This is a genomic window from Stappia indica (assembly GCF_020177335.1).
Lineage (GTDB): Bacteria > Pseudomonadota > Alphaproteobacteria > Rhizobiales > Stappiaceae > Stappia > Stappia indica_B.
In genome coordinates, this window is the sequence record NZ_JAIVMG010000001.1 from 254,461 (window position 1) to 279,921 (window position 25,461).

A 25,461-nucleotide genomic window follows, 5' to 3' on the forward strand; every position below is an offset into this window, starting at 1 on the left:
GGGCAACCGGATCGCAATGACGGAATTTCCCGGCGCCGGACGGGAACGGAATTCAAGCCGCGAGGGCAGCAACGCATGACCAGGGTCATCTTCGTCGACGGTAAGGAAGTCGAGGTCCCGCCGGAGTACACGCTGTTGCAGGCGTGCGAGGCGGCTGGCGCCGAGGTGCCGCGTTTCTGTTTTCATGACCGGCTGTCGATCGCCGGCAACTGCCGCATGTGCCTGGTCGAGGTCAAGGGTGGGCCGCCGAAGCCGACGGCCTCTTGCGCCATGAACGTGCGCGACTTGCGTCCGGGCCCCAATGGCGAGGCGCCGGAAATCTTCACCAAGACGCCGATGGTCAAGAAGGCCCGCGAAGGCGTCATGGAGTTCCTGCTGATCAACCATCCGCTGGATTGCCCGATCTGCGATCAGGGCGGCGAGTGCGATCTTCAGGACCAGGCGATGGCCTATGGTGTCGATGCCTCGCGTTACGGCGAGAACAAGCGCGCGGTCGAGGACAAGTACATCGGGCCGCTGGTCAAGACGATCATGACCCGCTGCATCCACTGCACCCGCTGCGTGCGGTTCACGACCGAGGTGTGCGGCGTCGCCGACCTCGGCCTGATCGGCCGTGGTGAGGATGCGGAGATCACCTCCTACCTGGAAAACGCGCTGTCCTCCGAAATGCAGGGCAATGTGGTGGACCTGTGCCCGGTTGGCGCGCTGACCCACAAGCCCTACGCCTTCAAGGCGCGGCCTTGGGAGCTGAAGAAGACCGAGACCATCGACGTGATGGATGCGCTCGGTTCCGCGATCCGGGTGGACACCCGTGGCCGCGAGGTGATGCGCGTTCTACCCCGGCTGAACGAGGCGGTGAACGAAGAGTGGATCTCCGACAAGACCCGCTACATCTGGGACGGTCTCAAGACCCAGCGGCTCGACCGGCCGTATGCCCGCGTCGACGGCAAGCTGACCCCGGTGAGCTGGGGCGAAGCGTTCGCGCGGATCGCGGAGAAGGTGAAGGCAACCAAGCCGGAGCGCATCGGCGCGCTGGTCGGTCAGCTCACCAGCGTTGAGGAGACCTTCGCGCTCAAGCAGTTGATGGAGGGTCTCGGGGTCAAGAATACCGACTGCCGCTATCCGAATTCGCCGCTTGATCCCGCGCTCGGCCGGGCGAGCTACGTGTTCAACTCCACGGTCGCCGGGATCGAGGAGGCGGATGCGATCCTCCTGATCGGCACCAACCCGCGCAAGGAAGCGCCGGTGCTGAACGCCCGGATCCGCAAGCGTTATGCGATGGGTGGCGTGCATATCGGCGTGATCGGCGAAGAGGCCGATCTGACCTATCCTTATGCCTACCTCGGCGCCGGTCCGGACAGCTTGGCCAAGCTTGCCGACCACATGCCGGCCAAGGCCGAACGGCCGATGGTAATCGTCGGTCAGGGCGCGTTGAACCGCGTCGATGGCGCTGCGGTGTTGGCGCTGGCGGCCAAGGTCGCCCAGGCGGTCGGCGCGGTGCGCGAGGACTGGAACGGCTTCAATATCCTGCACACGGAAGCGGCGCAGGTTGGCGCGCTCGATGTCGGCTTCGTGCCGGGCGAGGGCGGTCTGTCGACCGGTGCGATGCTGGAGCCGGGCGCGCTTGACGTCATGTTCCTGCTCGGCGTCGATGAGATCAATGTGCCGGACGGGGCCTTCGTGGTCTACCAGGGCACCCATGGCGATCGTGGGGCGCACCGCGCCGACGTGATCCTGCCCGGAGCGACCTACACCGAAAAGTCCGGCACCTGGGTGAACACCGAGGGGCGGGTGCAGCTCGGCGAACGAGCCGGCTTCCCGCCGGGCGAAGCGCGCGAGGACTGGGCGATCCTGCGGGCGCTGTCGGCGCAGCTGGGCGCACAGCTTGGCTACGATTCGCTGGGCGAGTTGCGGGCGGCGCTCTATGCGGCCTATCCCGCCATGGCGGAGATCGACAGCATTCCGGCGGCCGGCCTTGAGGGGGTTGCCAATGCGGCGGCGCTTGGCGGGACGGCCGATGGCGCCGCATTCTGCAATGCAGTGGCCGATTTCTATCTGACCAATCCGATCGCGCGAGCCTCCGCGACGATGGCCGAATGTTCGGCCCTCGCCAAGGCCCGCACGGCAGAAGCCGCGGAGTAAACGGGGACAATCATGGCGGACCTCTGGGCGGATTATCTTTTCCCCTTCGTCATCATGCTGGCACAGAGCGTTCTTCTGCTCGTCGTGCTCTTGGTGATCGTGGCTTACATCCTTTACGCGGATCGCAAGATCTGGGCGGCGGTGCAGATCCGGCGCGGCCCGAACGTGGTCGGCCCCTGGGGGCTCTTGCAGTCCTTCGCCGACCTTCTGAAGTTCGTGCTGAAGGAGCCGGTGATCCCGGCCGGATCGAACAAGGCGCTGTTCCTGCTGGCGCCGCTGGTGACCGTGACGTTGGCGCTCGCCGGCTGGGCGGTGATCCCGGTGGCGGACGGCTGGGTGATCGCCGACATCAATGTCGGCATCCTGTTCATCCTGGCGATTTCCTCGCTTGGCGTTTACGGCATCATCATCGGCGGTTGGGCATCCAACTCCAAGTACCCGTTCCTTTCGGCCCTGCGGTCGGCGGCGCAGATGGTCTCCTATGAGGTGTCCATCGGCTTCGTGATCGTTACGGTGCTGCTGTGTGCCGGGTCGCTCAATCTCAGCGAGATCGTGCGGGCTCAGGAAACCGGACTGGCATCGGCCATCGGCCTGCCGTTCCTGACCTTCCTGAACTGGTACTGGCTGCCGCTGTTCCCGATGTTCGTGATCTTCTTCATTTCGGCGCTGGCGGAAACCAACCGTCCTCCGTTCGATCTGGCGGAAGCGGAATCGGAGCTGGTTGCCGGCTTCATGGTCGAATACGGCTCGACCCCGTACATGATGTTCATGTTGGGCGAGTATGTGTCGATCGCGCTGATGTGCTCGCTGACGACCATCCTGTTCATGGGTGGCTGGCTGCCGCCGGTGGATGTGGCACCGTTCACCTGGGTGCCGGGCATTGTCTGGTTCCTGCTGAAGTCGCTGCTGGTGTTCTTCATGTTCGCGATGGTCAAGGCGATGGTCCCGCGCTACCGCTACGACCAGCTGATGCGCCTGGGCTGGAAGGTGTTCCTGCCGCTGTCGCTGGCGATGGTGTTCGTCGTTGCCGCGGTGCTGATGGCGACCGGCTGGGCGCCCTGAGGCAAGCGGAGACGCAGGAGCGAACATGTCGATTTCGATCGCCGGACTGATCGGCGCGGCCCTCGGGCTCTATATCGGGTGGATCGACTACAAGATCATGGTGGGTGTCCTCAGGGGCGCCGCCGAGAAAAACAGCCAGGGGGCGGGCCGCAAGGGATGGCTCGCCCGATATGAAGCGCCCTTGCGGTGGCTTTTGCTGGCACTCACGCTCATCGGGTTTCCGGTGATTGGTTATCTTGCGGCCCACTCGCTGGTGGGCTGAGGGGACACGAAAGAACGAGGCTTGATGATATGGCACTGCAACAGGCTGCCAAATCGCTCTTTCTGAAGGAGTTCGTCTCCGCCTTCTTCCTGGCGATGCGGTACTTCTTCAAGCCGAAGCCGACGATCAACTACCCCTTCGAAAAGGGGCCGGTGTCGCCACGCTTCCGGGGTGAGCACGCGCTGCGGCGATATCCGAACGGTGAGGAACGCTGCATCGCCTGTAAACTGTGCGAGGCGATCTGCCCGGCACAGGCCATCACCATCGAAGCCGGCCCGCGCCGCAATGACGGAACGCGGCGTACGACCCGTTACGACATTGACATGGTCAAGTGCATCTACTGCGGCTTCTGTCAGGAAGCCTGCCCGGTGGATGCCATCGTCGAAGGGCCGAACTTCGAATTCGCGACGGAAACGCGCGAAGAACTCTACTACGACAAGGAAAAGCTGCTCGCCAACGGAGACCGTTGGGAGCGGGAAATCGCAAACAATATCGCCATGGACGCGCCTTATCGCTAAGGCGCTGGGAGTGGACGTCGCATCGCCGCTGGTCTAAGACACAAGCCGTCCTGCTGGCGGCACGGCGCCACTCAACACGGTGACGGGGGCAATCCGAGACATGGTTCTGCAAGCCGTCTTTTTCTACCTCTTCGCGGCGATTGCCGTGGCATCCGCCTTCATGGTGATCGCTGCGCGCAATCCGGTGCATTCGGTGCTGTTTCTGATCCTCGCGTTCTTCAACGCGGCGGGACTGTTCATCCTGATTGGCGCGGAGTTCCTCGCCATGCTGCTCGTCGTCGTCTACGTCGGCGCGGTGATGGTGCTGTTCCTGTTCGTGGTGATGATGCTGGATGTGGACTTCGTCGAGCTGCGGCAGGGCTTCCTCCAGTATCTGCCGGTTGGCGCGTTGGTCGGCATCGTGCTTCTGGTGGAGCTGCTGCTCGGTCTTGGCGCCTGGGTGATTTCGCCCGATCTCGCCGGAACCTTGCCCGCGCCCGCGCCGGCTGCGGCGGATGTGTCGAATATCCGCGCGCTCGGCGAGCTGATTTACACCCGCTACATCCTGTTCTTCCAGATGGCCGGCTTGGTGCTTCTGGTGGCGATGATCGGGTCGATCGTGCTGACGCTGCGGCACAAGCCTGGGGTCAAACGCCAGAATATCGCGACGCAGGTCGGCCGGACCCGCGAGGCGGCGGTCGAGGTGCGCAAGGTCGAGACGGGCAAGGGGATCTGACGGTTCCCGCCTGAGGTTACCGTGCCGGCGGCTGAGCCGGCACGTTGAGGGTCATCAAGGGTCATCGGTCACCGCTTCCGGCAGGCCGGGACCTTCGTCGAGTTTGAAAGCAGTCGTCCGTTCGGGGCCCAGCCGGGTCGATCGAACGGGGCTGGTCATGTTGGGGAGCATTGCGAGGCGCCCATGGAAATCGGTCTGTCACACTACCTGTCGGTCGCCGCGATCTTGTTCACGATCGGAATCTTCGGGATCTTCCTGAACCGGAAGAACGTGATCATCATCCTGATGTCGGTCGAGCTGTTGATGCTGGCGGTGAACATCAACCTGGTGGCCTTCTCCTCCTTCCTCGGCGATCTGGTCGGCCAGGTGTTCGCGTTGCTGGTCCTCACCGTGGCGGCTGCCGAAGCGGCGATCGGACTTGCCATTCTGGTCGTGTTCTACCGCAACCGTGGTTCCATCGCGGTTGAAGACATCAACATGATGAAGGGCTGAGGGCGCGATGTACCAGGCTATCGTCTTTCTTCCGCTGATCGGCTTTCTGATCGCGGGGCTGTTTGGCCGGGCCATCGGGGCCAAGGCCAGTGAATATGTGACCTCCGGGTTCCTGATCATCGCCGCCGTGCTGTCCTGGGTGGCCTTCCTCACCATCGGTTACGGCGATGGCGCCGTGGTGCGCGAAACCGTGTTCCGCTGGATGGAATCCGGACCGCTGAGCGTCGATTGGACCATTCGGGTCGACACGCTTACGGCGGTGATGCTGGTGGTGGTCAACACCGTCTCGGCGCTGGTGCATGTCTATTCCATTGGCTACATGCATCACGATCCGGACCGGCCCCGGTTTTTCGCTTATCTGTCGCTGTTCACCTTCGCCATGCTGATGCTGGTGACGTCGGACAACCTGCTGCAGATGTTCTTCGGCTGGGAAGGCGTCGGCCTTGCCTCCTACCTGCTGATCGGCTTCTGGTACAAGAAGCCGTCCGCCAATGCGGCGGCGATGAAGGCCTTCGTCGTCAACCGTGTCGGTGACTTCGGCTTCCTGCTCGGCATCTTCGGCATTTTCTACCTGTTCACCTCCACCGACTACGACACGATCTTCGCCAACGCGAAGGGGTTCGTGGAAGCAGAACCGGCTGTGGTGTTGAACTTCCTCGGCTACGAACTGACCCAGCAGGGCGCACTCACCGCCATCTGTCTGCTGCTGTTCATGGGTGCCATGGGCAAGTCGGCGCAGTTCCTGCTGCACACCTGGCTGCCGGACGCGATGGAAGGCCCGACGCCGGTCTCCGCGCTGATCCACGCGGCGACGATGGTCACCGCCGGCGTGTTCATGGTGGCGCGCATGTCGCCGCTGTTCGAGCTGTCGCCGGATGCGCTGACCGTCGTCACCTTCTTCGGCGCGACCACGGCGTTCTTCGCCGCGACGGTCGGCCTGGTGCAGAACGACATCAAGCGGGTGATCGCTTATTCGACCTGTTCGCAGCTCGGCTACATGTTCGTGGCGCTTGGCGTCGGGGCCTACTCGATCGCCGTCTTCCACCTGTTCACCCACGCCTTCTTCAAGGCGCTCTTGTTCCTCGGTGCCGGCTCGGTGATTCACGCCGTGTCCGACGAGCAGGACATGCGCAAGATGGGTGGCCTCAGGAAGCATATTCCGATCACCTACTGGATGATGATCATCGGCACGCTGGCGCTGACCGGTTTCCCGCTGACCGCCGGGTTCTTCTCCAAGGACGGCATCATCGAGGCCGCCTATGTGGGCCACAACGCCTTTGCCCATTATGGCTTCTGGCTGACGGTCGTGGCCGCCGCGCTGACGTCCTTCTACTCCTGGCGTCTGGCGTTCATGACCTTCCATGGCAAGCCGCGCGCCTCGGTGGACGTGATGAAGCACGTGCATGAAAGCCCGCTGGTGATGACCGTGCCGCTGATGATCCTGGCTGCGGGCGCTCTGTTCGCCGGTCTGATCTTCGCTGGAGTGTTCATGGGCGAGGGATATGAGGCCTTCTGGAAGGGGGCACTGTTCACCTCCGCTGAGAACCACATCCTCCATGCCATCCATGAAGTTCCGCTGTGGGTGAAGGCCTCGCCGTTCGTGATGATGCTTGGCGGTTTCATCGTGGCGTGGATCTTCTACATCCGCTCGCCGGACATTCCGCGGCGGCTGGCCGAGCGGCATGACGGGCTCTACCAGTTCCTGCTCAACAAGTGGTACTTCGACGAGCTGTATGACGCGATCTTCGTGCGGCCCGCCATGTGGATCGGCCGCCAGCTCTGGAAGAAGGGCGATGGCGCGATCATCGACGGGATGGGGCCGGACGGCGTTGCCGCCCGCGTGCAGAATGTCACCAGCTGGGTTGTCCGTCTTCAGACCGGCTACCTTTATCACTATGCCTTTGCCATGCTGATCGGCGTTGCCGCGCTGGTCACCTGGTCCATGTTCTCCGTCGGGGGCGCTCACTGATGAGCAACTGGCCGCTTCTTTCCATCACCACCTTCCTGCCTCTGGTCGGTGTCTTCTTCATCCTGCTGGTTCGCGGCGATGACGATGGCGCCAAGGACAACATGCGGCGGGTGGCCCTGATCACCACCGTCTTCACCTTCGCGATCTCGCTGTTCATCTGGGGCGGGTTCGACCCGCAGAACCCGGGCTTCCAGTTCGAGGAAAGTGAAGCCTGGCTCGGCGGCAGCATCGGCTACCGCATGGGTGTCGATGGCATCTCCATGCTGTTCGTCATCCTCACCACCTTCCTGATGCCCTTCTGCATCCTGGCGAGCTGGAACAGCATCCAGAACCGGGTGAAGGAATACATGATCGCCTTCCTCGTGCTGGAAACGCTGATGATCGGCGTGTTCTGCGCGCTCGATCTGGTGATGTTCTATGTGTTCTTCGAGGCGGGCCTCATTCCGATGTTCCTGATCATCGGTGTGTGGGGTGGCAAGCGGCGGGTGTATGCCAGCTACAAGTTCTTCCTCTACACGCTGCTCGGATCGGTGCTGATGCTGATCGCGCTGATGGCGATGTACTGGGACGCCGGCACGACGGATATTCCGACGCTGATGGCGCATAACTTCCCGGCCGGCATGCAGACCTGGCTGTGGCTGGCCTTCTTCGCCAGCTTCGCGGTGAAGATGCCGATGTGGCCGGTGCATACCTGGCTGCCGGATGCCCACGTGGAGGCGCCGACCGCCGGTTCGGTGATCCTGGCGGCGATCCTGCTGAAGATGGGTGGCTATGGCTTCCTGCGGTTCTCGCTGCCGATGTTCCCGCTGGCCAGCGACATGTTCGCCCCGTTCATCTTCACCCTTTCGGTCGTGGCCATCGTCTACACCTCGCTGGTGGCGCTGGCGCAGGAAGACATCAAGAAGCTGATCGCCTATTCCTCCGTCGCTCACATGGGCTACGTGACCATGGGCATCTTCACGATGACCGAGCAGGGGGTGCAGGGTGCGCTGTTTCAGATGCTGTCGCACGGCATCGTCTCCGGCGCGCTGTTCCTTTGCGTCGGCGTGATCTACGACCGGATGCACACCCGCGACATCTCCGCCTATGGCGGTCTGGTGAACCGGATGCCGTTCTACGCGGTCGCGTTCATGATCTTCACCATGGCGAATGTGGGCCTTCCGGGCACCAGCGGCTTTGTCGGCGAGTTCCTGACGCTGATGGGCGCGTTCCAGGTCAACACCTGGGTGGCGCTGATGGCCACGCTCGGGGTGATCTTCTCGGCCGCCTATGCCCTGTACCTGTACAAGCGGGTGGTGTTCGGCGCGCTGGACAAGGAGAGCCTGAAGTCGATCATGGATCTCAGCGTCCGTGAGCGGGTGATCCTGGTGCCCTTGATCATTCTCACCATCTTCTTCGGCTTCTACCCCGCGCCCGTGTTTGACGTCACGGCTGCATCGGTGGATGCCCTTCTCGCCAATTACCACGCCGCGCTCGAGGCGGCGCAACAGACCGCCATGTTGGCGCACTGACGCTGCCGAGGACGAGAAAAGACGCCATGCAAGCTTATACTCAACTCCCGGACCTGATGCCGGCACTGCCGGAGCTGCTTCTGGCGGCAGGTGCGCTGTTTCTCCTGATGCTCGGCGTGTTCGGCGAGCGGCGGATCACGCCCTATGTCACCGCGCTGGCGGTGGCGGTTCTTGCGGTGGCGGCGTTGCCGCTGCTGCTGCCGGTGGAGTTCGGCATCGTCAACGAGACGACCTTCGACGGCGCCTTCGTGCTGGACGGGTTCGCCCGCTACCTGAAGGTGCTGACGCTGATCGGCTCGGGCTTTGCCATCGCCATGTCGGTGGCCTATGCCCGGAATGCCAATTTCGAGCGCTTCGAATATCCGGTGCTGATCCTGCTGGCGACGCTCGGCATGCTGATGATGCTGTCGGCGAACGACATGATCACGCTGTACCTCGGGCTCGAACTGCAGTCGCTCGCCCTTTACGTGATCGCCGCGTTCAACCGGGACAGCACGCGCTCGACCGAGGCGGGCCTCAAGTACTTCGTGCTCGGTGCGGTCTCCTCCGGCATGCTGCTCTATGGCATGTCGCTGGTCTATGGCTTCACCGGTCAGACCGGGTTCGGCCCGATTGCCACGGCGCTGACCCATGAAGGCGGTGCTTCCATCGGTCTCGTGTTCGGCCTGGTGTTCATCCTCGCCGGTATTGCCTTCAAGATTTCCGCCGTGCCGTTCCACATGTGGGCGCCGGATGTCTATGAGGGTGCGCCGACGCCGGTGACCGCATTCTTCGCGGCCGCGCCGAAGATCGCCGCCATGGGCATGCTGGTGCGGATCGTGTTCGACGCCTTCGAGCCGGTGACCCGTGACTGGCAGCAGATCATCGTCTTCATCTCCATCGCGTCGATGGCGCTCGGTGCCTTCGCCGCGATCGGTCAGCGCAACATCAAGCGGCTGATGGCCTATTCCTCCATCGGTCACATGGGATTTGCGCTGGTTGGCCTGGCTGCCGGGTCGCAGCAGGGTGTCGAAGGCGTCATGATTTACATGACCGCCTATCTGGCGATGACCCTTGGCGCGTTTGCCTGCATCCTGTCGATGCGGCGCAAGGAAGGCATGGTCGAGGACATCTCCGATCTGGCCGGCCTGTCGCGGACCAACCTGCCGATGGCTGTGCTGCTGGCTGTGATCATGTTCTCGCTGGCCGGTATCCCGCCGTTCGTCGGCTTCTTCGCCAAGTTCTACGTGTTCCTGGCGGCGGTTGAGGCCGGGCTTTATCCGCTGGCTGTCATCGGTGTGCTGACCTCGGTGGTGGGCGCTTACTACTACCTGCGGATCATCAAGGTGATGTTCTTCGACGAGCCCGCACCGGCGTTCCTGCCGATGCCGGCGGAGCTGAAGTTCACCCTTGGGCTGTCGACAGCCTTCGTGCTGCTGTTCATCGTCTTCGCCGGGCCGGTGGTTGAACTGGCCGGCGCGGCCGCCGGGACGCTGTTCTGAGCGCCCTGATTTTCGACGGGCGCGCGCATCCGGAGGCGGACGGCTTTCGGGTCGCCGCCTTTTCGGATGTCTCCTCGACCAACGCGGTGGCGCTTGAAGCCGCCGCAAATGGGGACGAGGGCAATCTCTGGATTGTTGCCCGGCGGCAGACCGCCGGGCGGGGACGCCGGGCGCGTGCCTGGGTGTCCGAACCGGGCAACCTTTACGCGTCGCTGTTGTTGATCGATCCGGCGCCACCGGAGCGGCTGGCGCAATTGCCGATCATCGCCGCGCTTGCGCTTGCTCATGCGGTGGACCATATGTGTTCCACCTATCATCTCGCTCAGCTCAAATGGCCTAATGATTTGCTCATCGGTGGGCGGAAGATTTCCGGTATTCTGATCGAGGCGTCGACCGGGCCTGACGGGCGCCGGGCGGTGGTTTGCGGTTTCGGGCTCAATCTTGCCCATCATCCGGACCTGCCCGGCTATCCAACGGCGGATCTCGCGGGGCTTGGCTATCCGGTCCTGCCGGAGACAGCTTACCGGGCGTTGAACCAGGCGATGGCGACCCAGCTTGAACGCTGGCGGCGTGAGCCATTTTCCGCCGTGCTGAATGACTGGCGCGCGCGGGCAACCGGTATCGGCCGCCCGATCCGGGTGCGGCTTTCCGACCGGGAGCTTGAAGGCGTGTTCGTCGGACTTGACGACGAAGGCCGGCTGCTGCTGCGCGGCGAGGATGGTGCAAACCGAATTATTTCCGCGGGAGACGTTTTCTTCCCGCATCTTGAATCAGAGACGGGTCGCTGCGGCGGCCAGACAGGAGTTCCTTTATGACGAGCGAGAAAGAGCTCGTGTTCGTCGCACTTGGCGGGCTTGGCGAGATCGGTATGAACATGGCCCTTTATGGCTATGGTCCCGAACATGATCGCCGCTGGCTGATGGTCGACTGTGGCGTGACCTTCGCCGGACCCGACCTGCCCGGTGTCGATGTGGTTGTGCCTGATACCAGCTTCATTGAAGAGCAGCGCGGGCGGCTGGAAGGCATTGTCATCACCCATGCCCATGAAGACCACTATGGCGCTCTGGTGCATCTGTGGCCCAGGCTGCAGGCGCCGCTGTACATGACGCCGTTCACCGCCGGGCTTCTGGCGGCCAAGCGCGAGAGTGAGCCGGGCGCGCCGGAGATGCCGGTGCATGTGGTGGAGCAGGGCGGGCGTATCGCGCTCGGTCCCTTCGAGGTGGAACTGGTGGCCATGTCCCATTCCATTCCCGAGCCTTGCGCCCTGGCAATCCGCACGCCGGCGGGTACCGTGGTGCATTCCGGCGACTGGAAGATCGACCCGACGCCGGGCGTCGGCAAGCCGATCGACATCGACCGGCTGGCGGAGATCGGCCGGGAGGGGGTCACCGCGCTGATCTGCGATTCCACCAATGCGGTGCGCGATGGCGTCAGCCCGAGCGAGGCGGATGTCGCCGCCGAGCTGGCCAATGTCATTCGCGGCGCCAAGCGCCGGGTGGCGATTGCCACTTTTGCTTCGAATGTGGCGCGGATTCGCTCCATCGCCCTGGCGGCGAAGGCCTGCGAGCGCGATGTGGTGGTGATGGGCCGCTCGATGCATCGGGTGATCGATGTGGCCGGAGAACTCGGCTATCTGGATGATCTCCCGGCCTTCCTGTCGGAAGACGCTTATGGCTACCTGCCACCGGAGAAGGTGGTGTTGCTGGTCACTGGCAGCCAGGGCGAGGAGCGGGCCGCGCTGGCGCGGATTGCGGCGGGCGATCATCGCAATGTCGCGCTGTCACGCGGCGATATGGTGGTGTTTTCCTCGCGCACGATCCCTGGCAACGAAAAGGCGGTGAATGCGATCATCAACAAGCTGGCCGAGGCCCGCGTGGAGATCGTCACCGACCGGGAGGCGCTGGTGCATGTGTCCGGGCACCCCCGTCGGGGCGAATTGACCCGGCTTTACGATCTGCTCCAGCCGCAGGCGCTGATCCCGGCGCATGGCGAAGCGATGCACCTGCGGGCGCAGCGCGATCTGGCGCGGGCTCATGGCATTGCCGATACGCTGATTGCCCGCAATGGTGACATCGTGCGGTTGGCTCCGGGTAAGCTGAAGCGGCTGGACGAGATCGCCTGCGGAATTCTGGTCAAGGATGGCCTGTTGCTGGGCGATCCGGAGGAAACCGGCGTCAATGAACGGCGGAAGCTGTCCTTTGCCGGATCGGTGGTGGTGTCGGTCGTGGTCGACGCCAAGGGCGCGCTGGTTGGCGAACCCCAGGTGGCGCTGTTCGGTCTGCCGGAGGTGGACGAAGAGGGCGATGACATGGAAGATATCGTCATCGACGAGGTGATCGACGCGCTGGAAAGCATTCCGAAGAACCGACGCAAGGATGACGGGCTGGTCGCGGAGGCGGCGCGCCGCGCGGCCCGGGCAGCCGTTCGCGAGTGCTGGGGCAAGAAGCCGTTGACGCAGGCGCTGGTGATGCGGGTCTAGCACATGCCGGGTGTGGCGGCCGGGTGCCCGGCTGCATGGCACCGGTGGGACGTGTTATTTGGCTGGGATGGGTTCCCGAAAACTGTGCGTTTTTGGGAACCTGTCTATGAATCAAAGAGGTATGGCTCTTTCCTGCGGACTGACCTTCGCTGAAGGAGCTGCTGGTAGCGGGAGACTTTGACGATGATCGGACGCTTGAATCACGTTGCTATCGCGGTGCCGGATCTGGCGGCGGCCAGTGAGATGTATCGCGATACACTGGGCGCCCAGGTGTCGCCGCCGCAACGCGAGCCTGATCACGGGGTGACCGTGGTGTTCGTCGAGTTGCCCAACACCAAGATCGAGTTGTTGGAGCCGCTGGACGAAACCTCGCCGATCGCCACCTTCCTGGAGCGCAATCCCGCCGGCGGCATTCATCATATCTGCTATGAGGTGGAGGATATCTACGCCGCGCGCGATCAGCTGAAGGCAAAAGGAGCGCGTGTGCTCGGCTCCGGCGAGCCGAAGATCGGCGCTCATGGCAAGCCGATCCTGTTTCTGCATCCGAAGGACTTCAACGGCACGCTCGTTGAACTCGAACAGGTCTGAGTCGCCTGACAGCGCCCGCTGTCCTGAGTTGAGCAGACAGAAAGAGCGTTCCGCCCGTGTCCATTATCTCGTCGATTGCGATCTTTTTCATTCTCTGGTGGGTGATCCTTTTCATCGTCCTGCCCATTGGGGTGGTGACGCAGGAAGAGGAGGGGGCAGTGGTGCCTGGATCCGATCCGAGTGCGCCCAGCCGGCCGAACCTGATCAGGAAGGCGCTGCTGACGACGGTTCTCGCCAGCGCCGTGTTCGCCGGCGTTTACTGGTTGTTGGTTCATTCCGGCCTGACACTCGACGACTTTCCGTTTCGCCCACCCAGCGGTTGATTCCGCGCGGGCAGGTCGCCGACTCGGGCGGCCAATGGTCAGGCCGAGCCAGGTCCCTGACGGTCGGGGCAACCGCTATTCGGTTGCTGCCGGCCATGTGGCAGCGGCCGGCGCGTCCGCGATGGCATTGACGCCAAGGGCGGCCGCTCCCAGTTCCGCTTGTACCTTGCGCACGATCGGGTCGACCGACGAAAACAGGCGACTGCCGGCGATGTAGAGCGCGTGTGCGCGGATCTGTCGCCGGGCGGCACTGTCGGCATAAGGAGCGAGCGTCGCGGCGAGATGCGCAGGATAGGTATAGCGGACGCCGGCATAGTGGTCGGCATCTGGCTCAGGCCTCACGCCCTTGCGTCTCCAGATCTCGAAAAGGGCCGTACGGCTGAGGACAAGCGGGCCTTGTGCGACATCCGCGCGTGAACCGAGGATTGGTGAATAGGTCATCCGAAGCCCCAAAGACAGTGGTGACGATTCCCTCAGGACGAATTTCCACCTGGGGTGCGGACCCAGTGGAATACTTGCCGTTCCGTCCGGTCGCGGACAAAGGGAGTACGGATTTAACTTGATTGCAAGTCGTCAATTTTTGTCGTTTTGGTTGTATTTATCGCAATGCTAAGATGGTCGATTGAGTCGCTTTGGCTTCACTTGGGTGTCCTCCTCTGCGTTCTGATTTTTTATATACTTCAATTTGCGAGTTTCATTTTTTCCTATTTTGTATTTCCTGCATCATTCAAGGTGTACATTCTTAAAATTTTAAGCATGTCTGTTTCTGCGCCGTAATTTTGGGGGTAGATCATGCGAAAAGAACGAAATCCGATTGCTGATTTTCGCGCCTTTGCTCGGCTTGAGAGTTCCCTGAACAGTGCGGGGGTGCAGCCGGTACTTGGTCGTGATTTCAGGGAGCTGAATGCGCGGCTGATCGAGCAGAAACGACGCGCGCCGCAACAGTCCAAGGGGCCCCTTCTGGAGCATTTTTCGCCAGCGCTGAACACCTACTCCCCAAAGGAGGCGTTCTGGCTGACAGTCGACACTGCGGCCCACGAGATTGTCGGCGTCATCGCCGTGCGGCTGAATGACCTTGGAAGTCAGAGCCTTACCCAACATCTGGAGGAATATTGGGGGCGATGCTATCGGGGCGTGGATGGCGGGCCGGTGCGAGTCAAGCCGCAGGAAGATCTGTTCTCCGATGAGATCTTCGGTCGGATCGCCTATATGGGCGAGTTGTTCGTTTCAACCGGTTGGCGCGGCAAGCACCTGTCGACCACCTTGTGCCGAATGGCTCAGGTTCTGGCGTTCAATCTATTTGATCCAGACTATCTTTATAGCTGGATGCGTCCGCGCCACATTGAGGCCGGGTTGCACTCCCGCTGGGGCTTCAGTGAGGAGCACCGCCACGCGATCCTGTGGGAAAGCGGGCCCGTCGAGATTGATAATGATCTGGCCATAGTCGGTAATTCAGCACGGGCCGGAAGCAGGATGATCCGTTTAATTTCAGAAGGATTTCTATAGGCGAGGTGCGGCAAACCAGTTGCCGGACACCGGCGCTGGTTCGCCAGGGCAAAAGCAGACGCTCGTAGCGGACCTGGATGGTTTGCCCCTGGGGCAAGGGCAGGTCGGCCGAAATCAGTTCGTACTGCGGCTCGCGATCGTCGATCACCGCATGATATCCACCGGAGACCAGCGCCCGGAACTCCGTATTGATGCGGCCGCGCATATCCTCTTCGCCGGTGGCCCACTCGTTGCCGTAGATGTTGGTGGCAAGGGTATGGGTGCCGGAAAACAGAATCTGCGGGCTGTCGCCGGGAGCGGCTCGACAGGATAGCAGGAGGAGGTGTGACGAGAGTCCTAGCAACTCTCGATTGAATTTACCTTTGTTGTTCAGCCACATACGGTAAAGAGAGACCGTAACGTCGTCGCTGTGGCCGCGTTCGAGCTGGGCCAGCGCGTAGGGCTGCACAAATCCATTCAAGCGGAGTCATTCTCCTGCAGACTGGCCTCGACGATGGCCTTCCGGCACCCGTCAATCAGAACCTGTTTCTGATTCTCGGTCAAGTTCTCAAGGCTTGGATCGCCGAACTGCTGCTGGGCCACCATCTGAGCGAATATCATCAGATCGAAACGTCTGAGCTTTTGCATTAATTGGTCGAAGCGCCAATCGACGGACCAGCCCAAGTCGGACTGCTGGCCTTCATGCGGATCACCGAAAATCATGCAATACCCTCCTGCCGATTTGGCAATGCCCAGTCCCCTGTCCGTGGCTGTCCCCAGATGGCTGGAGTGGGGGATGAGCGGATAAATCAAGAAATACAAATCAATTGTTCAAATTAGCGCAGTGCGCGTGATTTGAGCGTTATACCGCCTCAGGGTGGAAGAAACGGTGACGGGCAGTCGGAGGACCGAAGCGCTGGGGTTCGCGTTGCGGGAGCTTGGCAAGCAAGCCGGGTTTCCCCCTGGGTGCGCGTGCAGGTGGCCCGGCGCCTTCGGGGTGCTGCGCGCGCAGGCGATAAAGGAGGTTGGCTCGTCCGCGGAGTGTCGAAGATTGTCGCCAGACATGCGACAGCGCTTGTCAGCAGTGGCGGACATGGGTAAGGAACCCCAAGCGACACACCAGCAAAACGAAGAGGCACGCAATGGGCGACTTCGATCAGGCCCGCACCCATATGGTGGACAATCAGCTGCGGACCAATGATGTCACGGACCTGCGGGTGCTCGATGCAATGGAGGCGATTCCGCGGGAGCGGTTCGTGCCCGCGTCGAAGCGCTGCATTGCCTATAGCGATCAGGATATCGCCGTTTCGGGCGAGGGCGCGACGCGCTACCTGATGAAGCCGCATGTCTTTGCCAAGATGGTGCAGCTGGCTGACATCTCCGAGAACGATGTTGTGCTGAGCGTGGGATGCGCCACCGGCTACAGCGTGGCCGTCCTGTCCCGTCTCGCCGGCTCCGTGGTCGGGCTGGAAGAGGATGCGCCGACGGCGGAGGCCGCTTCGGCGCTGCTGGTCGAACTGGGGATCGAAAACGCGGCGATCCTGGACGGAGCGCTTGCCACCGGTGGGGCCGCCGAGGGGCCCTATGATGTGATCCTTGTCGACGGTGCCGTGGAAGACCTGCCCGAGACGCTGACCGCTCAGTTGAAGGACGGCGGGCGGCTCGTCGTGATCGAGGGGCAGGGCGGCGCGGCCGTCGTCAAGCTTTACACCCGCTCGGGCGATGTGGTCTCGGGGCGGTTCGCGTTCAATGCCTCCGCTCATCTGCTTCCCGGCTTCGCGCGGCCGAAGGCTTTCGTTTTCTAATAAAACCTTCGGCGAAGCTCATAGTGCCGCTGCAGGGACGAAGCGTGACCTGGTCTTTTCGCGTCCGGCGCCCGGCGATGGCCTCCATCGCTAGGCGCCGGACGTTTTAATTTGCAGAAACGATACTCCAAGTGTTGCCTGAAGGACGCAGCTGCTCACCAATGTGACCGAAACGCGCCATTCGCAGGTTGTTTCGCTGCAACTTCAAGGTCACAGTAACGCCGGTGAAATTGTGTCCGAAGTGGGATTCTCATGTCTGCGGCGTGTCTTTGCGTGGGCAGGCGGTCAGGCTCGCAGGTGGATCCATATGTTGTCATGCCTGTTTCCGGAGACTGGTCTCCGTGGTGCCGGGTAGGCGGAGACGGTTGGTCGAGGCGCTCGCCAGGCTGGCCGGGCGCGGAAGGCCTTCGCGTCGGACAAATTTGAACAGAGGTGCGCAACGTGAAGCTGTGTCATTCCTTGCTCGTCGGGGTCGCGCTGACGGCCGCCGCCCTTGCCCCTTCCGGGGCCGGTGCGCAATCGGTCGGGGAGGCGCTTGCGCAGGCTTACTCCGATAATCCGACGATCAATGCCGCGCGTGCCGCCCTGCGATCCGTTGACGAATCGGTGCCGCAAGCATTGTCCGGCTGGCGTCCGCAGATCTTTGGCCGCTTTGATGTCGGTGCTCAGTACAATCGGAATTCTCCCGGACGGGACTCTTACCGGAACACGGCAATTGCGGGTATTTCGGTCACTCAGGCGCTGTTTCGCGGATTTCGCACGGTCAACACGACTCGGCAGGCCGAAGCGGTGGTTCGGGCGGAGCGGGAAAGCCTGAGGGCGACCGAGCAAGCGGTGCTGTTCGACGCTGCAACCGCTTATATGGATGTGATCGGCAATACTGCGATTGTCTCCTTGCGACGCAGCAACCTCAGCTTCCTGGCCGAGCAGGTGCGGGCTGCGAATGACCGGTTCGAGGTCGGCGAAGGGACGCGCACCGACGTGTCCCAGGCGCGGGCCCGCTACTCGGAAGCGCAGTCGGACCTCAACCTGGCCCTGGCCAACGTCAATACCAGCCGGGCTGTCTACCGGCAGGTCGTCGGCAGCGATCCGAAGAAGCTTTCCGCCCGGACCAATGTCTACGGCATGCTGCCCAAGTCGCTGGACAAGGCGATGGCCACGGGCGCGGCACAGCATCCGTCGATCCTGTCGGCGCAGCATCTGGTGGATGCCGCGGTCTTCGGCGTGAAGACCGCCGAGGGCGAGCTTCTGCCGACAGTCACCCTTGAAGGTAACCTGCAGCGGCAGTGGAGCCCGCCGACCTCCTCGACCCTCGACACGGTCGATTCGGCCAGCATCTTCGGTCGGGTGTCCATTCCGATCTATCAGGGCGGCGCGGTATCCTCGCAGGTCCGGCAGGCAAAGGAAGACCTCGGCCAGACGCGCATCCAGGTGGATGTGGCCCGGGATCAGGTGCGCGCCAGCATTGTCTCCGCCTGGGGGCAGTATCAGGCGGCCGTGGCCTCGATCGCGGCGGCACGGGACGCGGTCGCGGCCAACCAACTCGCCCTGGAGGGGGTGATCGAGGAGCAGCGGGTCGGTCAGCGGACGACGCTTGATGTCCTGAATGCCCAGTTCGAACTGGTCAACAGCCGCGTCAGCCTGGTGACGGCACAGCGCAACCGGGCGGTGGCCGCCTTCGGATTGCTGTCGACCGTCGGGGCGCTGACGGCTGATCGTCTCGGTCTCGCAGTTGCCCAGTATGATTCGACAGCGCATTACAAGAAGGTGCGCAACAGCTGGTACGGGCTGACGACACCGGACGGTCGGTAACCCCGGTTTCACGGGCGCACGGACGGAAATTCAATCGGCCGGCGGTGCCTGAGGGGCGTCGCCGGTCGATTTGTGAGATTTCCTGCCCTTGACAGCTTCGAATGGCGAGATTCGATATGGGTGCCGGCTTTCCGCTGCGTGCAGGAACGCGCTATATTGCTCAAAGGTGAGTCGGACGGTCGGTCGTGGGACCTTCCGGTTGATGCAAAACCGGTAGGGGTGGATCCGAACGGTCGCCGTACGATCTGGCGAGGCGCCGGCATCGCGCTGCCGATGATCGCGCTGCCGATGGATGTAACGTTAGGGATTTGGGGATCGTCATGGCCAATGCCAATCAGGCGCAGGAGCCTTCAATGGAAGAGATTCTGGCCTCCATTCGCCGGATCATCTCCGATGAAGAAACGACGCCAGAAGGCGAGGCGGCCGGGGGCGAGGATGACATGGCGGCAGCGATGGCCGGGGACAGCACGGAAATGTCCCAGGACGATCTCGACAAGCTGTTCGATTCCGATGGGGATGCGGATATCGATGAGCCGGTCGCCGTGGCGGCGGAGGACGAGGCCGAGGACGATGTCCTTGAGCTGACCGAAGATCTCGCCGTCGAAGCGAGCGAGGAGATCGACGACTTCGATATGGTCGACGGCCTTGATGTGGAGGGCGATGCGGTTGGCGATGTCGCTTTTGTCGACGAGCCGGTCGAGGCGGCCACAGCGCCTGCGCCCGAAGCCGGGCCTGCGAAGACGGAAGCCCCGAAGATGAACGGGGCGGCGGATGAGTTGCTGTCGCCGGCGACCAACGAGGCGGTCCACAACGCATTCAATAATCTGGCTGGAACCATCCTGACCAACAACGCCCGTACGCTTGAGGACCTGGTGAAGGACATGCTGCGCCCAATGCTGAAATCCTGGCTGGACGACAATCTGCCGCCGCTGGTGGAGCGGCTCGTACGCCAGGAAATCGAGCGCGTATCCAGGGGACGTTGACCGGGCGGCCATCCCTTTCAGACCTACCGTGCGCCGCCCTTCCGGGCGGCGTTTTGCGTTTCAGGGTCGGCGTGCGCCGCGGACGAGAATGCTGGTCCCGGTTGACTTGGCGTCGCCCCTCCGATTACCACCCTTGAGACACACACATCCTGAGAAAAATCCATGCTCGACAAGACATATGACGCTGCCGCGGTTGAGCCGCGGATTTCCGAAGCCTGGGACGTGGCCGATGCCTTCAAGGCGGGGGCGGGCGCGGAGCCGGGGGCTGCGTCCTATTCGATCGTCATTCCGCCACCCAATGTGACCGGCTCGCTGCATATGGGACATGCCCTGAACAACACGCTCCAGGACATTCTGGTGCGGTTCGAGCGGATGCGCGGGCGCGATGTGCTGTGGCAGCCGGGCATGGACCATGCCGGCATCGCCACGCAGATGGTGGTCGAGCGGCAGCTTGCGGAACGAAAGGAACCGGGCCGGCGCGACATGGGGCGCGAGGCTTTCGTCAAGCGGGTGTGGGAGTGGAAAGATGAATCCGGCGGGATGATCCTCAACCAGCTGAAACGGCTGGGGGCATCCTGCGATTGGTCGCGTGAGCGCTTCACCATGGATGAAGGCCTGTCGCGGGCGGTCCTGGAGGTGTTCGTCTCACTGTATCGCGAAGGTCTCATCTACAAGGACAAGCGCCTTGTGAACTGGGACCCGAAGCTCCTGACGGCAATTTCCGACCTGGAGGTCGAGCAGGTCGAGATCAAGGGCAATCTGTGGCACTTCCGCTATCCGCTGGAAGGCGGCGAGACCTTCGAGGCGCCGGTCGCCTGGGATGAAGACGGCAACGCGACGGAGTTCGAGACCCGCGATTACATCACGGTTGCGACCACCCGTCCGGAGACCATGCTCGGTGACACCGCGGTTGCGGTGAACCCGGAGGATCCGCGCTATCGTGGGCTGATCGGCAAGCATGTCATTCTGCCGCTGGTCGGCCGGCGCATTCCCATCGTGGCCGATGACTATGCGGATCCGGAGGCCGGATCGGGGGCGGTGAAGATCACCCCGGCCCATGATTTCAACGACTTCGAGGTCGGCCGCCGGCATGACCTTGCCATGATCTCGGTTCTCGATCGGGAAGCGCGGGTGGTTCTGGCGGAGAACGAGGCGTTCCTCGCCGATGTTCCGCAGAGCGAGGAGCTGCGCGCCACCATCGCTGCTTTCGATGGCTGCGACCGGTTCGATGTGCGCAAGCGTCTGGTTGCGATGATGGAAGAGGCCGGCCGGCTCGACCGCATCGAGGATCATCTGCACATGGTGCCGCATGGAGATCGCGGCGGCGTGCCGATCGAGCCGCTGTTGACCGATCAGTGGTATGTGGATGCCAAGACGCTGGCGCAGCCGGCGATTGCCAGTGTGCGCGAAGGCCGCACCAATTTCGTGCCGCCAAGCTGGGACAAGACCTATTACGAGTGGATGGAGAACATCCAGCCCTGGTGCGTCTCGCGCCAGCTCTGGTGGGGCCATCGCATTCCCGCCTGGTACGGGCCGGACGGCAAGATCTTTGTTGAAAAGACCGAAGAGGAGGCCGTCGCGGCGGCAACCGGCCATTATGGCAAGCCGGTCGAGGTGGTCGAGATGGAAGCGGCGCTTGGCCGCTGGGAGGCCGCCGGCGCCGACGGCGAAGCCACCATCGCGCTTTACCGCGACGAGGATGTTCTCGACACCTGGTTCTCGTCCGCCCTGTGGCCGTTCTCCACGCTTGGCTGGCCGGACAAGACGCCGGAGCTGGCCAACTACTATCCGACCAGCGTGTTGATCACCGGCTTTGACATCATCTTCTTCTGGGTTGCCCGGATGATGATGATGGGCAACCACTACATGAAGACCGAGCCCTTCAACACGGTCTACATCCATGCCCTCGTCCGGGACGAGAAAGGGCAGAAGATGTCCAAGTCCAAGGGCAATGTCATCGATCCGCTGGCCCTGGCCGACGAGTATGGCGCGGATGCATTGCGCTTCACTCTGGCGGCGATGGCGGCCCAGGGGCGGGATATCAAGCTGGCGACGGGCCGGGTCGCGGGCTACCGCAACTTCGTCACCAAGCTGTGGAACGCCGCACGTTTCGTGGAAATGAACGGCGGGGCTCGGCCGAAGGGCTTCGAGCCGGCGACGGTGCGCGAGACCGTCAACCGCTGGATCGTGACGGAGACCGGCCGGTGCATCACCGCCGTGACCGAGGCGCTGGAAGGCTTCCGCTTCAACGATGCGGCGGGCGCGGCCTACCGTTTCGTCTGGAACACCTATTGCGACTGGTACCTTGAGTTCGCCAAGCCGATCTTCACCGATGGCGATGCGGAGGCGCAGGCGGAGACGCGGGCAACCGCGGCCTGGGTGCTGGATGAGATCCTCAAGCTGCTGCATCCGTTCATGCCGTTCATGACCGAGGAGCTGTGGGCACGCACGGTCGAAGGGGAGCCGGAGGCGGCCCGGGCGTCGCTGCTGGTGCACACCCGCTGGCCGGTGTCGTTTGGCGGCGATGCCAAGGCGGCGGCGGAGATCAACTGGCTGGTCGATCTGATTTCGTCGATCCGCTCGATCCGGGCGGAGATGAACGTTCCGGCCGGCGCCAAGGTGCCGCTGGTGATCACCGGGGCCAATGAAAACACGCGCGCCCAGGTGCTGGCGCATGAAGCGCTGATCCTGCGGCTGGCGCGGGCGGAAAACGTGACCTTTGCCGATGCGGCGCCGCGCGGTGCGGTGCAACTCGTCAGCGGTGAGGCGACTGTGTGCCTGCCGCTCGCCGACATCATCGACCTGGAAGCGGAGGCCGCGCGGCTGACCAAGGAGCATTCGCGCCTCGAAACGGAAATCGCCCGGATCGACAAGAAGCTGGGCAATGCCGGGTTCCTCGCCAAGGCGCCGGAAGAGATCGTCGAGGCGGAGAAGGAAAAACGCTCGGAGTACCTGGTGCTGCGCGAGCGGGTCGAGGATGCGCGCCGGCGTCTGGAAGATCTGGCCTGATTTCCTGAAAGCGCCGTTTTTCCGGTATTCAATCAAGACCTTCCGGCCAGAATCATCTGGCCGGAAGGTGAACGGGACAAGGATATGATGCGAATGCCGCGACCGCTTGCGAGGCGATCCCGCCCCCCCCGGTTTCTGATTGCCGGACTTTCGGCGCTGGCTGCTGTTGCTCTTCCTGTGCAGGGCGCGCGGGCGGAGAAGATCGAGAACCCGGTTGCGGTGTTCTCCGGCCTCGACAAGATCACCGGTCGGATCATCACGTTCGACGTCTATGTGGGGGAGACCGTGCAGTTCGGTGCGCTGCAGGTCACGCCGCGCCAGTGCAACACCCGGCCCCAGACCGAGACGCCGCAGACGACGGCCTTCGTCGAGGTGGACGAGATCACTCTGAGCAGCGAGGTGCGGCGGATCTTCACCGGCTGGATGTTCGCGGCCAGCCCGGGGCTCCATGCGGTTGAGCACGCCGTTTATGACGTCTGGCTCACCGACTGCAAGCAGACCTCCAATGTGGCGCCGCCGGAAGGTTACAGCGGTCCGCCGATTCAGGCGGGCGGGGATGCCAACGATCCGCTGGCCGGAACGGCCAAGCCGCTTGGCGACGGCGCGGTGACGCCCCGGCGCAAGCCGCCGCAATAACCACCGTCTTCTGAAGATGGCAGGAGCCCGGCTGCTTCAGGCCGCTGGCGCTCGCCTTCCCGGGTGACGTCATTGATCCAGTCCGACAGGTATTGCAGCGCTCCAGGCGCATAAGCGCGGCGCCCGAGCGCGACGAAGGCGGCCTTCGTGAGCGCAGGCATCTGCGATGGTAGCTGATAATTGAACAGCGAGGCGCGCAGCAGCCCGTGCGTTGCGCCTGGAAAGACGGTCACGCGGCTTTTCTGGTGCCCGGACTCGATGGCCTGCCGATAGAGGGCTGCGTTGGCGCGGGGATCCACATTGAGGTCTTCAGCGCCATACAGAGCCAGCAGCGGCAGCCGGATCTCACTGATATGAGCGGTCGCGTCGGCATCTCGGTTGCGGACAATGAAGGAGAAGCGCTCCGCAGACATGCCATCGGGCGGGGAGGTGCCCGCTTCCACGCTCTGCGACGAGAACAACAGGTCGTCCCGGGTCTGCCGCGCGGCCACTGTCGCGGCGATTTCGGCAGCGTCCAGGCCTTCCGCCTCCAGGCGACGGCTGGTGTAATACATGCCGTGCCGACGCCAGTTGATCGCTGCGCCGACCAGAACGACGAACGCGGCCTTGTCGCTGCGCCGGACGGCATCCGGGAGCACCCAGCCCGCTTGCGAAAAGCCGAGAAAGCCGATCGGGATCGATCCGGTCTCGGCGGCGACCGCTTCTAGGGCGGCCAGTGCTTCGTTGGCCCGATCCTCCATGGATTGATCGAGCCAGTTGCCAGAACTGTCTCCGATGCCCGGTTTGTCCCAGGAGTAGACGGCGATGTCAGCTTCCAGCAGGGCGTTCATCAGCGGCAGATAGCCGCCATCTGAAAAACGGTCCTGCGCGCCATCGCCATGCACGAGGATGGCGACCGTGGTGGCAGGCCGGCCCTTGGGCCGGACCAATGTCCCGGTAAGACGCGCCTGCGGCGTCGTGAAGTTCAACTCCCGTTGATCATGATCGGCGAGGTCGAAATCGGACAGTCCCGGGAGTGCGACCAGGATTGTCACCAGCAGGACGGCGCCGAGAAGGAGGGCGGCGCATAGGAATGGTTTGCGCAACCGGTTCATACCCTAGCCGAGCCGGCGCTCCAGCCGGCCGGCCAGGTCCTGGATGAACTGGAAGGCGACCCGGCCGGAGCGGCTGCCGCGCGTGGTGGCCCATTCCAGCGCTTCTGCCCGCAAGGTGTCCTCAGCCACGCCCAGATCGAAGTGCGCGGCATAGGCCGTCACCATCGCCAGATAGTCGTCCTGGCTGCATTTGTGGAAGCCGAGCCACAGGCCGAAGCGGTCGGAGAGCGAAACCTTTTCCTCGACGGCCTCGCCCGGATTGATCGCGGTGGAGCGCTCGTTCTCGATCATGTCGCGTGGCAAAAGGTGGCGCCGGTTGGAGGTGGCGTAGAACAGGACGCTTTCCGGCCGACCTTCGATGCCGCCTTCCAGCGCCGCCTTCAGCGATTTGTAGGACGCATCGTCGCCGTCGAAGCTGAGATCGTCGCAGAAGATGATCGCCCGGTGCGGCGCGGCCTTCAGATGCTTCATCAGGGCCGGCAGGCTTTCGATGTCCTCGCGGTGGATCTCGATCAGCTTCAGCCGCTCCTCTGAGTCCCGGGCAGCGAATTGCGCGTTGACGGCCGCATGGGCGGCCTTGACCAGCGAGGATTTGCCCATGCCGCGCGCGCCCCACAGAAGCACGTTGTTGGCGGCGAATCCCTCGGCGAAGCGGCGGGTGTTTTCAAGGAGGAGATCGCGGGCCCGGTCGACGCCCTGAAGCAGGTCGATCTCGACCCGGTTGACCCGCTCCACCGGTTCCAGCTCTTCCGGTGAGGGGTGCCAGACGAAGGCATCGGCCCTGGTGAAGTCCGGCGTGCGGGGGGCGGGGGGTACTGCGCGCCCCACGAGGTCGAGCAGCATGTCGAGGCGGGCGACGAGGTGCTTGAGTTCGGATGCCTGTTGCTGTGCGCTGTCCATGATGCCGTCGCGATGTTGCCATGTGGAAGGGAAAGACTGAGCAAGGGTCATGCCCGTGCTTCCGTGTCCTGTAGCACGTTCGCCGGCACGCTCGAAAGATGGCGCGGTTCGCCAGTGCGGATCCTGTCCGGTTCGTCTTGCAAACCCGTGTATGGCTTGTATAGTCCGCGCCACTTGAGGTTCAGTTGCCGTGCC

General features: G+C 63.1%; 23 protein-coding genes. 19 read left to right on the plus strand and 4 right to left on the minus strand.

Features of this window, described 5'->3' with window-relative positions; all coding sequences use genetic code 11:
• Nucleotides 1-75 precede the first annotated feature (75 nt).
• The 13 genes from nuoG (at nt 76) to LC062_RS01175 (ending at nt 13,542) form a co-directional block, all read left to right on the plus strand.
• The gene (gene nuoG, locus LC062_RS01115) at nt 76-2,142 is read left to right on the plus strand and encodes an NADH-quinone oxidoreductase subunit NuoG (RefSeq protein ID WP_224909190.1); all 2,067 of its coding nucleotides are present in this window, start codon (nt 76-78) and stop codon (nt 2,140-2,142) included.
• Nucleotides 2,143-2,154: 12 nt separating this feature from the next.
• The gene (gene nuoH / locus LC062_RS01120; protein ID WP_224909191.1) at nt 2,155-3,204 is read left to right on the plus strand and encodes an NADH-quinone oxidoreductase subunit NuoH; all 1,050 of its coding nucleotides are present in this window, start codon (nt 2,155-2,157) and stop codon (nt 3,202-3,204) included.
• A 25-nt stretch (nt 3,205-3,229) separates the two neighbouring features.
• Nucleotides 3,230-3,466 (plus strand): hypothetical protein, encoded by a 237-nt coding sequence (locus LC062_RS01125; protein ID WP_181761449.1) that lies wholly within the window; start codon nt 3,230-3,232, stop codon nt 3,464-3,466.
• A gap of 29 nt (nt 3,467-3,495) precedes the next feature.
• Nucleotides 3,496-3,984, plus strand: coding sequence for an NADH-quinone oxidoreductase subunit NuoI (gene nuoI, locus LC062_RS01130; RefSeq protein ID WP_181761448.1), 489 nt, complete (start codon nt 3,496-3,498; stop codon nt 3,982-3,984).
• 100 nt (nt 3,985-4,084) lie between these two features.
• Complete coding sequence (locus tag LC062_RS01135) at nt 4,085-4,699, plus strand: NADH-quinone oxidoreductase subunit J (protein WP_181761447.1); 615 nt, start codon at nt 4,085-4,087, stop codon at nt 4,697-4,699.
• Nucleotides 4,700-4,882: 183 nt separating this feature from the next.
• The gene (gene nuoK, locus LC062_RS01140) at nt 4,883-5,191 is read left to right on the plus strand and encodes an NADH-quinone oxidoreductase subunit NuoK (protein ID WP_224909192.1); all 309 of its coding nucleotides are present in this window, start codon (nt 4,883-4,885) and stop codon (nt 5,189-5,191) included.
• A 7-nt stretch (nt 5,192-5,198) separates the two neighbouring features.
• Nucleotides 5,199-7,160, plus strand: a complete 1,962-nt coding sequence (gene nuoL, locus LC062_RS01145) for an NADH-quinone oxidoreductase subunit L (protein ID WP_224909193.1) — start codon at nt 5,199-5,201, stop codon at nt 7,158-7,160.
• The gene (locus LC062_RS01150; RefSeq protein WP_224909194.1) at nt 7,160-8,671 is read left to right on the plus strand and encodes an NADH-quinone oxidoreductase subunit M; all 1,512 of its coding nucleotides are present in this window, start codon (nt 7,160-7,162) and stop codon (nt 8,669-8,671) included. Before nuoL ends, LC062_RS01150 begins: the two co-directional genes overlap by 1 nt.
• A 26-nt stretch (nt 8,672-8,697) precedes the next feature.
• Nucleotides 8,698-10,152, plus strand: a complete 1,455-nt coding sequence (gene nuoN, locus LC062_RS01155) for an NADH-quinone oxidoreductase subunit NuoN (RefSeq protein ID WP_224909195.1) — start codon at nt 8,698-8,700, stop codon at nt 10,150-10,152.
• A gap of 8 nt (nt 10,153-10,160) precedes the next feature.
• Complete coding sequence (locus tag LC062_RS01160) at nt 10,161-10,967, plus strand: biotin--[acetyl-CoA-carboxylase] ligase (protein ID WP_224909767.1); 807 nt, start codon at nt 10,161-10,163, stop codon at nt 10,965-10,967.
• Nucleotides 10,964-12,631: a ribonuclease J gene (locus tag LC062_RS01165; RefSeq protein ID WP_224909196.1), complete on the plus strand. Its 1,668-nt coding sequence runs from the start codon at nt 10,964-10,966 to the stop codon at nt 12,629-12,631. Before LC062_RS01160 ends, LC062_RS01165 begins: the two co-directional genes overlap by 4 nt.
• 183 nt (nt 12,632-12,814) lie before the next feature.
• On the plus strand, nt 12,815-13,219 hold the full coding sequence (gene mce, locus LC062_RS01170; RefSeq protein WP_224909197.1) for a methylmalonyl-CoA epimerase: 405 nt from the start codon (nt 12,815-12,817) through the stop codon (nt 13,217-13,219).
• A 56-nt stretch (nt 13,220-13,275) separates the two neighbouring features.
• Nucleotides 13,276-13,542: a DUF1467 family protein gene (locus LC062_RS01175; RefSeq protein ID WP_224909198.1), complete on the plus strand. Its 267-nt coding sequence runs from the start codon at nt 13,276-13,278 to the stop codon at nt 13,540-13,542.
• 75 nt (nt 13,543-13,617) lie between these two features.
• On the opposite strand, the gene LC062_RS01180 is transcribed toward LC062_RS01175, so the two are convergent.
• On the minus strand, nt 13,618-13,884 hold the full coding sequence (locus tag LC062_RS01180; protein WP_224909199.1) for a hypothetical protein: 267 nt from the start codon (nt 13,882-13,884) through the stop codon (nt 13,618-13,620).
• A gap of 450 nt (nt 13,885-14,334) precedes the next feature.
• On the opposite strand from LC062_RS01180, the gene LC062_RS01185 reads away from it, so the two are divergent.
• Nucleotides 14,335-15,048 carry a hypothetical protein gene (locus tag LC062_RS01185; protein ID WP_224909200.1) on the plus strand — a complete coding sequence of 238 codons (714 nt, stop codon included), beginning with the start codon at nt 14,335-14,337 and terminating at the stop codon, nt 15,046-15,048.
• 456 nt (nt 15,049-15,504) lie between these two features.
• On the opposite strand, the gene LC062_RS01190 is transcribed toward LC062_RS01185, so the two are convergent.
• Complete coding sequence (locus LC062_RS01190; RefSeq protein ID WP_224909201.1) at nt 15,505-15,750, minus strand: hypothetical protein; 246 nt, start codon at nt 15,748-15,750, stop codon at nt 15,505-15,507.
• A gap of 419 nt (nt 15,751-16,169) precedes the next feature.
• On the opposite strand from LC062_RS01190, the gene LC062_RS01195 reads away from it, so the two are divergent.
• The 5 genes from LC062_RS01195 (at nt 16,170) to LC062_RS01215 (ending at nt 23,272) form a co-directional block, all read left to right on the plus strand.
• A complete protein-coding gene (locus LC062_RS01195; RefSeq protein WP_224909202.1) occupies nt 16,170-16,832 on the plus strand; it encodes a protein-L-isoaspartate O-methyltransferase family protein in 663 nt (220 codons plus the stop codon).
• 441 nt (nt 16,833-17,273) lie between these two features.
• Entirely contained in the window at nt 17,274-18,644 is a 1,371-nt protein-coding gene (locus LC062_RS01200) for a TolC family outer membrane protein (protein WP_318246085.1), read from the plus strand.
• A 755-nt stretch (nt 18,645-19,399) separates the two neighbouring features.
• Nucleotides 19,400-19,627, plus strand: coding sequence for a PopZ family protein (locus LC062_RS01205; protein WP_224909769.1), 228 nt, complete (start codon nt 19,400-19,402; stop codon nt 19,625-19,627).
• Nucleotides 19,628-19,789: 162 nt separating this feature from the next.
• Complete coding sequence (locus tag LC062_RS01210) at nt 19,790-22,636, plus strand: valine--tRNA ligase (RefSeq protein WP_224909203.1); 2,847 nt, start codon at nt 19,790-19,792, stop codon at nt 22,634-22,636.
• Nucleotides 22,637-22,720: 84 nt separating this feature from the next.
• The gene (locus LC062_RS01215; RefSeq protein ID WP_318246086.1) at nt 22,721-23,272 is read left to right on the plus strand and encodes a DUF2155 domain-containing protein; all 552 of its coding nucleotides are present in this window, start codon (nt 22,721-22,723) and stop codon (nt 23,270-23,272) included.
• Here LC062_RS01215 and LC062_RS01220 read toward each other — a convergent pair.
• Both LC062_RS01220 and LC062_RS01225 read right to left on the minus strand, forming a co-directional pair.
• Nucleotides 23,179-24,366 carry an alpha/beta hydrolase family protein gene (locus LC062_RS01220; RefSeq protein ID WP_224909205.1) on the minus strand — a complete coding sequence of 396 codons (1,188 nt, stop codon included), beginning with the start codon at nt 24,364-24,366 and terminating at the stop codon, nt 23,179-23,181. The genes LC062_RS01215 and LC062_RS01220 overlap by 94 nt on opposite strands.
• 3 nt (nt 24,367-24,369) lie before the next feature.
• The gene (locus tag LC062_RS01225) at nt 24,370-25,266 is read right to left on the minus strand and encodes an ATP-binding protein (protein ID WP_224909206.1); all 897 of its coding nucleotides are present in this window, start codon (nt 25,264-25,266) and stop codon (nt 24,370-24,372) included.
• Nucleotides 25,267-25,461 lie beyond the last annotated feature (195 nt).

Excerpts from the sequence above, each read along its gene's own strand:
- LC062_RS01185 (WP_224909200.1), top strand. The coding sequence starts at position 14,335 with ATGCGAAAAGAACGAAATCCGATTGCTGATTTTCGCGCCTTTGCTCGG.
- nuoI (WP_181761448.1), top strand. The coding sequence starts at position 3,496 with ATGGCACTGCAACAGGCTGCCAAATCGCTCTTTCTGAAGGAGTTCGTC.
- LC062_RS01165 (WP_224909196.1), top strand. The coding sequence starts at position 10,964 with ATGACGAGCGAGAAAGAGCTCGTGTTCGTCGCACTTGGCGGGCTTGGC.
- LC062_RS01225 (WP_224909206.1), bottom strand. The coding sequence starts at position 25,266 with ATGGACAGCGCACAGCAACAGGCATCCGAACTCAAGCACCTCGTCGCC.
- nuoG (WP_224909190.1), top strand. The coding sequence starts at position 76 with ATGACCAGGGTCATCTTCGTCGACGGTAAGGAAGTCGAGGTCCCGCCG.
- LC062_RS01190 (WP_224909201.1), bottom strand. The coding sequence starts at position 15,750 with ATGATTTTCGGTGATCCGCATGAAGGCCAGCAGTCCGACTTGGGCTGG.
- mce (WP_224909197.1), top strand. The coding sequence starts at position 12,815 with ATGATCGGACGCTTGAATCACGTTGCTATCGCGGTGCCGGATCTGGCG.
- LC062_RS01205 (WP_224909769.1), top strand. The coding sequence starts at position 19,400 with ATGAACGGGGCGGCGGATGAGTTGCTGTCGCCGGCGACCAACGAGGCG.
- LC062_RS01195 (WP_224909202.1), top strand. The coding sequence starts at position 16,170 with ATGGGCGACTTCGATCAGGCCCGCACCCATATGGTGGACAATCAGCTG.
- nuoN (WP_224909195.1), top strand. The coding sequence starts at position 8,698 with ATGCAAGCTTATACTCAACTCCCGGACCTGATGCCGGCACTGCCGGAG.
- LC062_RS01150 (WP_224909194.1), top strand. The coding sequence starts at position 7,160 with ATGAGCAACTGGCCGCTTCTTTCCATCACCACCTTCCTGCCTCTGGTC.
- LC062_RS01125 (WP_181761449.1), top strand. The coding sequence starts at position 3,230 with ATGTCGATTTCGATCGCCGGACTGATCGGCGCGGCCCTCGGGCTCTAT.
- nuoK (WP_224909192.1), top strand. The coding sequence starts at position 4,883 with ATGGAAATCGGTCTGTCACACTACCTGTCGGTCGCCGCGATCTTGTTC.
- LC062_RS01220 (WP_224909205.1), bottom strand. The coding sequence starts at position 24,366 with ATGAACCGGTTGCGCAAACCATTCCTATGCGCCGCCCTCCTTCTCGGC.
- LC062_RS01135 (WP_181761447.1), top strand. The coding sequence starts at position 4,085 with ATGGTTCTGCAAGCCGTCTTTTTCTACCTCTTCGCGGCGATTGCCGTG.
- nuoH (WP_224909191.1), top strand. The coding sequence starts at position 2,155 with ATGGCGGACCTCTGGGCGGATTATCTTTTCCCCTTCGTCATCATGCTG.
- LC062_RS01210 (WP_224909203.1), top strand. The coding sequence starts at position 19,790 with ATGCTCGACAAGACATATGACGCTGCCGCGGTTGAGCCGCGGATTTCC.
- LC062_RS01215 (WP_318246086.1), top strand. The coding sequence starts at position 22,721 with ATGATGCGAATGCCGCGACCGCTTGCGAGGCGATCCCGCCCCCCCCGG.
- nuoL (WP_224909193.1), top strand. The coding sequence starts at position 5,199 with ATGTACCAGGCTATCGTCTTTCTTCCGCTGATCGGCTTTCTGATCGCG.